6 protein-coding genes and 1 pseudogene are annotated in these 9481 nt (G+C 70.7%); 2 read left to right on the top strand and 5 right to left on the bottom strand.

Translation table 11 applies throughout. From position 1 onward, the window contains the following. Window positions 1–65 precede the first annotated feature (65 nt). Window positions 66–3281 carry a glycoside hydrolase gene (locus AOK08_RS35630; protein WP_241827232.1) on the bottom strand — a complete coding sequence of 1072 codons (3216 nt, stop codon included), beginning with the start codon at window positions 3279–3281 and terminating at the stop codon, window positions 66–68. A 420-nt stretch (window positions 3282–3701) separates the two neighbouring features. Between AOK08_RS35630 and AOK08_RS35625 the strand changes: the two are divergent. Then, window positions 3702–3965: pseudogene (locus tag AOK08_RS35625) on the top strand (hypothetical protein); the annotation flags it as partial. Window positions 3966–4074: 109 nt separating this feature from the next. Further along, window positions 4075–5790, top strand: a complete 1716-nt coding sequence (locus AOK08_RS35620) for a hypothetical protein (RefSeq protein WP_055533712.1) — start codon at window positions 4075–4077, stop codon at window positions 5788–5790. 34 nt (window positions 5791–5824) lie between these two features. On the opposite strand, the gene AOK08_RS35615 is transcribed toward AOK08_RS35620, so the two are convergent. The 4 genes from AOK08_RS35615 to AOK08_RS35600 all read right to left on the bottom strand — a co-directional run bounded on the left by AOK08_RS35615 (window position 5825) and on the right by AOK08_RS35600 (window position 9427). Then, window positions 5825–6706 (bottom strand): metal ABC transporter permease, encoded by an 882-nt coding sequence (locus AOK08_RS35615; RefSeq protein ID WP_055533710.1) that lies wholly within the window; start codon window positions 6704–6706, stop codon window positions 5825–5827. Further along, the gene (locus AOK08_RS35610) at window positions 6703–7587 is read right to left on the bottom strand and encodes a metal ABC transporter ATP-binding protein (protein ID WP_422125798.1); all 885 of its coding nucleotides are present in this window, start codon (window positions 7585–7587) and stop codon (window positions 6703–6705) included. Before AOK08_RS35610 ends, AOK08_RS35615 begins: the two co-directional genes overlap by 4 nt. A 20-nt stretch (window positions 7588–7607) precedes the next feature. Next, window positions 7608–8543 (bottom strand): metal ABC transporter solute-binding protein, Zn/Mn family, encoded by a 936-nt coding sequence (locus AOK08_RS35605; RefSeq protein WP_055533709.1) that lies wholly within the window; start codon window positions 8541–8543, stop codon window positions 7608–7610. 230 nt (window positions 8544–8773) lie between these two features. Next, window positions 8774–9427, bottom strand: a complete 654-nt coding sequence (locus tag AOK08_RS35600) for a class I SAM-dependent methyltransferase (RefSeq protein ID WP_055533707.1) — start codon at window positions 9425–9427, stop codon at window positions 8774–8776. Between the last annotated feature and the right edge of the window lie 54 nt (window positions 9428–9481).

Raw genomic sequence — 9481 nt, 5'->3', positions numbered from 1 at the left:
GCCCCCGAGGATGGGACGGGTAGGGGGCGGCGGGGGCGATTGACTCCCTCAGGGCGTCCGTGTCCTCAGCGGCCTCGTGCGAGGGTGATGCTGTACGCCGTCGTCCGTGTCCCGTTCTCGGCGGTCACCGTGATGACGGCCAGCGTCCGGCCGTGGTCGCGGACCTTCTCGACCGTGACGTCCGCGTAGGGGTCGCGGGCCGTCGCCGTCACCTCCGCCCGCGCCGGATCGCAGGTCGCGACCCGGTAGTCGGTCGTCCCGGGGTCGAAGGACGCGACCGGCACACCCGCCACCTCGACCGACTCGGCGGCCGAATCCGGAGAGACACCGGGCGACCTGGCGTACAGCTCGAGCTCGCTCATGGTGATGTAGCCGCCGGGGCGTGCCGTCATGACGACTCGTACCCCGGTCGCGGGCCCCGCCGTCAGGGGTACGTCGATCACCGGAGCGCCCTCGGACCCGACCGGGACGATGCCGCTCGCGTCGGTCCAGGTGTCGCCGCCGGCCGCCCGCACCTGCACCTTGAGGCTCTCGGGGAACGACGCGTCGGATCCGTCGGCCCCGTCCTGATAGAAGTGCGCGACGATCCGGCTCAGGTCGCGGGCCTTCGGCAGCGTGTACGTGAGGGTGTCGGAGGGGTTCTTGGTGTTCCCCGGCTTCCAGTTGGACCAGGCCTTCTCGGTCAGGTCGCCGTTGCGCAGCCGCTCCGCCGAGTACCCGCTCTCGGTGAACGTGGCGTCGACGGAGGCATCCGGGTCGGGCGCGATGTTCGTCGCCACCGGTGCCGTGACCTGGACGCGTACGGTCGCGTCGGCCGTGGAGCCGCCGGGGATCCGGGCGACGCCGTGCAGGGTGACCGTCCCGGTCGCGGTGAACGCCCCCTCGGGTGCCGGGTCCCAGGTGACCGGAAGGTCGCTCCGGCCGCCGTGCGCACCGACGCCGACAACCGTGGCGGGCAGCTCCGGGCGCCCGCCCGAGTACGTCTTGGCCCGGCCGGGCAGGGTCGAGGCGATCGTGTCGACGGTGACGACCGCCCACGCGGGGGCCGTGTGCCCGAGCGCGTCGGTCGCCTCACCCCGGACCCGTACGGTCCCCGCCTTGCGCCAGGCCCGGTCCGAGGGCAGGTCCCACACGACGGGGAGGGCGCCCCGGGCGCCGTCGCGGAACACCGGCGTCACCGTCCCCGGCAGCTCGGGCCGCAGCCGGGGGACCGTGAACACCGTCGCGGGCTCGGTGCGCAGCACCGTCTCGTCGGACACGGCCCAGCGCTGGTTCGCCGCCGAGGTCGGTGTGTACGCCGACACCTTCGCGCCGTCCGCCGAGGACTGGCCCGAGACGTCGAGCAGACGGCCGGTCGCGGCGTTCACGAACGTCCAGGTGCCGTCGCCGGTGGTCGACAGGATCCACTGGGCGCCGAGGTCGGGCTCGCTCGTGGCCGGGTTCTCCAGGACGGCCGCGTCGCCGCGCACGGCGAGCTGTCCGCCGGTGGCGGCGCTGGTCACGGAGTAGCGTTCACGGTTTCCGGTGCCGGACGTCAACTGCCTTATGGACCAGAGCTGCTGGGCATTCGTGGGGTTGCTCGTGCGGATGACTGTGCCGGTGCCGTCGGCCGAAGGGGCCAGCGATCTGCCGCTCTGGGTGCCCTGGAGCCGGTAGACGTGGCCGGGCTGGACGAGGGGCGCGTTCGCCGCCACTCCGCCGACGCCCTCGATGAGGAAGGTCGTGACCGACTTCGCGGGGACGGTGAGCGTCGCCGACCGGTCGGTGACCCGGACCGGCGCGCCCTTGACGAGCGCACCGGCGGCGCTCGTCACCACGGGCGTGACGGTGGCCTGCCGCCCGACCTCGCCGAAGCGTGACAGGTCGAGGGTGACGGAACGAGCGGACGTACCGCTGTTCACATGCACCGCCGTCGCCGCCCGGCCGGACGCCTTGACGGCGGCGACCGTGGACGGATCGTCGGTCTTCACGAAATGGTCGCCGGGGCGGATGTAGTGGGTGAAGTTCCGGATGGTGTGGAACTTGGAGTTGGTCCTGATCGGGCAGGTCTCCAGGGTGTCCGTGGCCGTGCAGTTGAACGGGATGTGGATGCTGCCCCAGTTCTTGCCGCCCGCCGCCTGCGGGATCGCGTCCTCGACCGGCTGCCAGAACACCCAGGCGGAGGGCTCCAGTTCACGCATGTCGTCGACCATCCGGCCGGCGATGCCGAGCCCCGGTTCCATGCCGGTGAAGTCGGTGCCCGTGCCCCAGGTGCCCTCGACCTCGCTCATCCACAGCCTCTTGCCGGCGCCCTTGGCGATGTCGCGGGCGCTGGTGCGCTGGCCGGTGCCGTAGGTGTGCACGTTGAGCTGGTCGACGGCGGCCCGGGCGGCGGTGCCGTAGGCGTTCCAGTTCTGGGTGAAGATGCCCGGGTTGGTCTCGTCCATCGCGGAGACGGCCGCGTCGGTCTTCGCCCCGGCGAGTGCCTTGCCGAGGGCCAGGACGATCTTCTGCTGAAGGGCGGGTCCGGCGTGCGCGCCCTCCTGGCGGCCTCCCGTGGGCTGACCGTCGGCGCCCAACTGGGTACCCCAGTAGTTGGTGTTGGGCTCGTTCAGCGGATCGATGGTGTCGAACCTGATGCCGTGCCGCTTCTCGATCTCCTCGGTCACCCGCACCAGATAGGCGGCGAACTCGTCGACCCGGTCGGCGCGGATCTGGTCCGTGTTCGCGTCGAAGCCCCCGGAGACGTATCCGCTGACCGTCTGGAACCAGGGCGGCGAGTTGCTGAACGCCTCCCAGGTGGTGACCTTGTCCTTGATCTGGTCCACCCACCAGCGCTGGTTGGCGTCGGCGTCCCAGTTCCAGTGGTCCGGGTTCTTCGGGTCCCACCAGTTCATGTCCTGCCGGGTGGTGCCCGGGGGAGCCTTCCAGAAGCCCGGCATGGTCGCGCCGGCCTTCATGTAATTCGCGCGCACGTCAGGGGCGTTGCCGCCGCCGATGTTGTAGCGCGCGATGTTGAGATCGAGCCCGTCCTCGCCGAACAGCATGTCCACCAGCCGTCGCCGTACGGGCTCCGGATAGCCGCCCGTCGCATTGGCGAACCAGACAAGGCTCGTCCCCCAGCCCTGGAACTCCTGCTGCTGGTACGACGGATCGATCCGCACGGTGACCGCGCCCGGCGCCGCCGCTTCCGCCGGTTCCGCGCTCGCCGCGGGCTGGGGGACGAGGAGACCCGCGCCGAGTACCAGAGGGACCGCCGGGACCAGGACCCGGGCGATGCGATGGCGGTGCCGAGGGGACACGGCACTCCCTTCCACGACAAGGAGATGAACGGGGAGGTGAACGGAGGAGGTGAACGGAGGAGGTGAACGGAGGAGGTGAACAGAACCGAACAGAAGGAATCGTGCTGACGGCATGCTTGATGACGGAAATGAACACGTCAAGATGGTGGACAAGTTCCGCTGAGAGCACGGGATTTGGCGCGACTCATTGACGGAATCGATGTGTCTGGCTAGCCTCCCGGCAATCTGGGAAAGCGCTTTCAGGGAGCTGTCGTCCCCCATCGCGACGGCTCATCCCCCCACAGGAGCCCCCATGAGTTCTCAGCGAGTTCGGCGAGTTTCGTGGCACGGCAAGGCGGTCTTGGCCCTGCTGGCAGCCGCGATGCTGACAGGTCCCGGCATCGCGCAAGCAGCTTCGAAGACCGCCCCGGCGATCGGCGAAGCGAGCGGACGGCTCTGCACGAGATCGCCCACACCATAGGCGTGGGCACCAGCCCCGGCTGGTCCGCCCTCGGTGGCAGCGGCACCTGGACCGGCGCTCAGGCCACGGCGCTTGTGCGGCAGTTCGACGGGCCGGGGGCCAAACTGTCCACCGGCGGCGGCCACTTCTGGCCGTACGGCCTGAACTACGAGAACGAGTTCTCCGGCACGGCCGCCGACCGCCATGTCCGGCTCGTCGCCGCCATGAAGAACGACGGGCTGTAGGCCGGAAGGCGGGGGACTGTTGGCGGCCGGTGACAAAGGACGCCACCAGGATTCGCGTTGTTGTGAGTACTGCCTTATCGCGTGCGCCGCCCAGCCGTACGGTCCGAACATGGATACGAGTCGCAGCAGGGGAAGTTCGTGGCGCACCACCGCGCTGGCGGTGCTGCTGACCACCGGGACACTCACCGCGGTGGCCCCGGAGGCGTACGGCGAGAGCACGCGCACCGAGGCGCCCGTGGCGTCGTCGGGCACGGCGGCAGCCGGGGTGACCGAGACAGTGGTCCGGGTGAAGGCGCCGCTGCCGGCGTCCTTCGGGGTCCGGCCGGCGGCGTGCGACTGGCTGTCGTACCTGCGCTACCGCTCCTCGGACGGGCCCGCGAAATCGGCCGACGCCGACCGGATCCTCGTCGCGCAACCGGGCATCCTGGAGGGCGCCGGGGCCTTCGACAGCGTCGCCCGCAACACCGTGGCCCGCGCCGCCGAACAGGGGAGCCACATCGAGTTCTGGGCCCTGGACCGGCGGTCCAACTGCATGGAGGACCACACCGGGGTCGACTCCGGCGACCAGCACACGGCCGTCGACTACTACTACCGGGGCAAGCGGGTCGCGGGCCGGACGTTCGACGGGTTCGCCGGGAACGACAAGCTCGGCTGGATGGCGAAGCTCGGTATCGAGCAGACCGTCCGCGACCAGTACACGCTGCTGAAGGCCGAGTTGCCCGACCAGAGGGTGCGTGAGCGGAAGCTGCTGTGCGGCGGGCACTCCCTGGGCGGGGTGATCACCGGGTACTTCGCGGTCGCCGACTTCGACGGCGACCCCGCCACGACCGCCGACGCCGGATATCGCCAGTGCGCGGGGTACTTCGCCCTCGACACCACCGTCTCCACCTCCCTCGGCGGACTGAGCGGCAACATCCCGGACGACTCCAACCTGCCGGACATCGGCCTCGGTTACGCCGTCGTGCAGGCCGGGCTCGACAGCGGAGTGCTGCCGCGCTCGTTCTCCGCGCCGGTCCTGCTCAACGCCGAGACGATGACCCTGCTGGCCGTCGCGGGCGTCGGCGCGATACAGGACCCGGGCGGTGAGGCCGACCTGCCGTCCTATCTGCCGTCCACCTTCAACATCGAGGCGACCAACCGCTTCCTCTTCTCCAAGGACGCCGCCAACTTCCTCACCGGCTCACCGGGTGTGCGGGACTTCCGGCTCACCAACGAGGCGGTGCTCGGCGCGCTGCTGGACGACAACTCCGTACCGCTGGCGTTCCTTCAGAGCAGCGTGGGGTTCTTCGACGGCGGGCCGATCGTCGACAAGAACTTCCCCGTCGCCAACAGCGGGAACCAGGGGCCCGGTACGGCGTACAAGGCCACCCTGGGCGTGCCGAACGGGCCGCTCTACACCTGGCGGAACTACGACCGGGTCGGCGATCCGGACGACCCCGGGTACCGGTCGGCGGACGGGACGCTCTTCACCGATGCGGGCAAGGAGGTCACCGACATCCGGGAACTGGCCCGCAGCCTCGCCGGGCAGCCGCTCGACTTCACCGAGCAGTACTTCCCGACCAAGCTGGTCACCGATATCGAACTGGGCACCTCCCCGCAGGTGAAACGGCTCGTCGTGCACCCGGAGGGCATCAAGGCCAGGCCGACGCTCACCGTGCTCGCGGGCGACGGACTGCTGGCGGGCCGTATCCCCGCCGACCTCCATCCCGTGGTCGCCGACGGCTACCAGCACCTCGACGTGCTGACGGCGGCGCCCGTACAGAACAACGGCCGTCCGGAACCCGTCTCCACCAGTCTCACGGAGTTCGCCCGCGATCCCCAGTAGCGGAAACGGCCGGTACCTGGTCCCGTGGCTCCCGTCAGGCGGGCCGCGGGACCGTCCTCCGGTCTCCCCAGCGCCGGGTGCGGTAGGCGCCGGCCAGTCGGCACAGGCCGTAGACCGTGAACGAGATCGTCGTGACGTACGGGCTGATGGGGATGGAACTGCCCAGCGCGAGCAGGATGCCACCCTCGATGGAGAGCACGGCGAAGGCGACGCTGAGCAGCGGCAGCAGCACCGGGGACGCGGTGACGCGGGCAGCTGCCGCAGCCGGTGTGACGACGAGGGTCAGGACCAGCAGGGCGCCGACGACCTGGACCGACAGGGCGACCGTCAGACCGAGCACGATCATGAAGGCGAACGACAGTCCGCGTACCGGCACGCCACGGGCGGCGGCGACGTCCGGGTCGGCGCTGGCGAAGGTCAACGGCCGCCAGATGACGGCCAGGGCGATCAGGACCAGCGCGGAGGTGCCCAGCAGCCAGGTCATCTGCGGGGTGTCGACGGCGACGATCTGCCCGGTGAGCAGGCCGAACTTGTTGGCCGCCCGGCCCTTGTAGAGGGCGAGGAAGAGCACGCCGAGCCCGAGGCCGAACGGCATGAGGATGCCGATGGCCGAGTTGCGGTCGCGGGCCCGCGCGCCCAGGAGACCGATCGCGCCGGCCGCGAGAAGCGATCCGACGATCGAGCCCGCGACGATGTTCGTCCCCAGCAGCAGTGCCGCCGACGCGCCCGCGAAGGACAGTTCGCTGATGCCGTGCACGGCGAAGGGCAGGTCGCGCATGATGACGAAGACCCCGGCGAGTCCGCCGACGAGGCCGAGCGCGGCGCCCACGACGAGTGAGTTGCGGACCAGCGCGAGGAGTTCGCCGTAGTTCTCGAAGCTGAAGATCTGGTGCCAGACCCCCTCGGCGAGCGTCATGGGCGTACTTCCTCGGTCTGCGGGACAGCCTGGTGGGCGGTCTCATGGGTGTGATGCGGTGGGGAGGCCGGTCCGTCGGGGGCGCCGACGACCACGACCCGCCCCTGGACGCGCAGGACGTCGACCCGGGTGCCGTACAGCTCGGACAGCGACTGAGAGGTCAGCACCTCCTCCGGTGCCCCGATCCGGTGGCCGCCCGGCGCCAGGTACAGCACACGGTCGACCAGGCCGAGCACCGGATTGATCTCGTGGGTCACGAAGACCACGGACGTGCCGTGGGAGCGGCGGCGGGCGTCCACGAGTTCGGTGACGGCCCGCTGGTGGTTGAGGTCGAGGGAGAGCAGCGGTTCGTCGCAGAGCAGGATGCGCGGGTCGGTGGCCAGGGCCTGCCCGATCCGGACGCGCTGGCGTTCACCGCCGGACAGCATGCCGAGGGGGACGTCGGCGTAGGCCGAGGCGCCGACCGAGGCGAGGATCTCGTCGACCCGGCGGCGTACGGCGCCCGAGCGCGGCCGGAGTCCGAAGCGGTGCCCGTCGATGCCGAAGCGCACGAGATCGCGGGCGCGGATCAGCGCCTGCGCGGACAGTTCCGCCTGCTGGGGGACGTATCCGAGGTGCCGTCCGGCTTCCCGGGCGGGGCCGCCGAGGACGGTCAGGGTGCCCGCGGACAGGGGCTGCCGGCCCAGCAGGGCGCGGACGAAGCTGGTCTTGCCCGAGCCGTTCGGGCCGAGCACGGCCAGGAACTCCCCGGGCCGTACGTCCAGGTCGAGGCCCTGCCACACCACCCGTGTGCCGTACGACAGTTCGGCGCCGCGCAGGCTGATCACCGCGCCGGAGCCCTCGCCCGCGGCCTGGTCCCCGCCCTGGCGGGCCCGGGGTATCGCGGCCGGGGCGGGCCGCCTCACTTGGCGAGCGCGCTCGCGAGCGCGTCGACGTTGGAGGTCATCCAGCCGAGGTAGTTCAGGCCGGCCGGCAGGGTCTCGGTCACGGGGACCACGGGGATGCCGGCCGCCTTGGCGGCGGCCTTGGACTTCTCGGTCTGCGGGCCGGAGGTCTGCTCGTTGTAGACCAGCGCCTCGACCTTCTTCTCGGCGAACACCGCGAGCGTGGCCTGGAGGACCCGGGGGGAGACGTCGTCGCCTTCTTCGACTGCCTCGCTGAACCGCTCGGGCGTCCGGTTCACCAGACCGCTCGCGGTGGTCAGGTAGAGCGGCACGGGTTCGGTGATGGCGATGCCCTCACCGGCGTGCTCCTTCTTGATCCGGGCTTCCTTCGCCTCCAGCACGCTGAGCTTCGCCTTGAAGGCCTCGGCGTTCTTGGTGAAGAGGGTGGCGTCGGCGGTGTCGGCCTTTCCAAGGGCGGCGGCTATGCGGTCGGCGATCCTCGCGACGCTCGGGAAGTCGTACCAGATGTGCTCGTTGAGTTCGCCGCCCTTCGGGGCGGTCTTCCCGGAGACCTTGACGGCGTTGATCACCTCGGCGGAGGAGCCGCCGCTCTTCAGCATCCGGTCGACGAAGTCGTCGTAGCCGCCGCCGTTCTCGACGACGAGTTTCGCCTTCGACAGGGTGAGCTGGTTCTGGGTGTTCGCCTCGTAGGAGTGCGGGTCCTGGTCGGGGTCGCTGATGATCGACGTGACCTGGACCTTCGCGCCGCCTATCCGCTTCACGATGTCGCCGTAGACGTTGGTGGAGGCGACCACGGCGACCCCGGACGAGGCGACCGGCTCCTGCGCGCCCTTCCCGTCACCGCCGGAGCCGGAGGAACTGCCGCACCCCGTCAGAAGGGCCAGCGAGGCGCCGGTGATCAGGGCGAGGCGCCGGGATGGGGACGGGGACATGGTTCCTCCACGACAGCGGGTCAGCAAGGGTGCGACCGCCACAGTAGATGGAAATGAATGTCAGAAGCCCGGCTGATCCCGATCGATATGGAAATCATTGCCAATACTTGACGCGGTGTGCCGCACCGGAAAGTGGGCAGGTGGGCGAGGGTGAGGGTGAGGGTGAAGGCGGGGGGCGGTCACAGGCCGGTCACCCCGCGCTCCACTCCTCGGGCCCCGGCCCCCCCGGCCTACCGCTCCGGTGCCTCGCCCGCCGTGACGTACACCCAGCCCCCGTACCGGGTCAGTGTGCGGTGGCGGGCGGCGCCCTCCTCGACCGGCTCCCACGGGTGCCGCTGGACCATGCTGACGTCGCCGCCGAACGGGGCGATCATCGGGCCCAGCGCGGGGATCAGCCGGTCCGGCCACCAGCGCGGCAGCCGGTAGTCCAGCACCACCCAGCGTCCGCCGGGGCGCAGCGCCTCGTAGCCGCGCTCGACGACCTTGGCGTACTCGCCGATCAGGGTCAGGGAGAAGCAGGCGATGATCCCGCGCACGTCCTCCGGGTACTGGTAAGTCGTCAGATCCGCCTGGACGAGGGAGACCTGGGAGAGCCCGGCCCGCCGTACCCGGTCCTCGGCCTGTTCCAGCATGGCGTCGGTGAGGTCCACCCCGATCACCCGGCCGGTCGGCCCCACCGCCTCGGCGAGCAGCGGAAGGTTGTGGCCGGTGCCGCAGCCGGCGTCGACGACCGTGTCGCCGGGCCGCAGGGCGAGCTGCTCAAGGGCGAGATGCTTGTAGGCCATCGTGCGCTGGCCGATGAGGTAGAGACGGTTGGAGGTGAGGTCGTACCGCTTGGCCCGCTTGCGGTAGATCTCGACCATGTGCTGGGACTCGGTGGTCATGGGCGTTCCTCGGGGAGGTGGGTCCCGCCGGAGTGACCGGGGGGCGAGGTGGGC

It is taken from the genome of Streptomyces graminilatus, from assembly GCF_001418565.1.
In the GTDB taxonomy this organism is placed as follows: domain Bacteria; phylum Actinomycetota; class Actinomycetes; order Streptomycetales; family Streptomycetaceae; genus Streptomyces; species Streptomyces graminilatus.
The sequence above is the reverse complement of the archived record's forward strand: the minus strand, read 5'-3'. Positions and strand labels throughout refer to the sequence as shown.